We start from the raw sequence: 298 nt of genomic DNA on the forward strand, positions 1-298 counted from the left end.
GATGAAGCAGAGACGGGCTTATGCTGAGGTAGCGGTATTTTTTCATGAATGCACTCAGCCCATATTTCATTAATAATATAAGAGTATCCGTGGTTATTTTTCCCTGATATGATTTTCATGAGAAATAGCACAATCAATTTTGTGTCTATTGATCTTTTTCTTTTTCGCCAAAAATTATCAATTTTCGAGCATGAATCAAAAAAAGTTTTGTTCAGAAAATGATATATATCCATCAGCATACTCTCCGAGGAAACTTAGATTTTTATAGCATAGTTGTTATCTTAACCGAATGCCATTG

General features: G+C 32.9%; 1 protein-coding gene. It reads right to left on the reverse strand.

Annotation, left to right across the window (positions count from 1 at the left end; translation table 11 throughout):
* On the reverse strand, positions 1 to 233 hold a 233-nt coding region (locus tag C5471_RS24110; RefSeq protein ID WP_207627465.1), incomplete at its 3' end, for a hypothetical protein.
* Positions 234 to 298: the final 65 nt, after the last annotated feature.

Source organism: Photorhabdus tasmaniensis, assembly GCF_011189505.1.
GTDB classification, from domain to species: Bacteria; Pseudomonadota; Gammaproteobacteria; order Enterobacterales; family Enterobacteriaceae; genus Photorhabdus; species Photorhabdus tasmaniensis.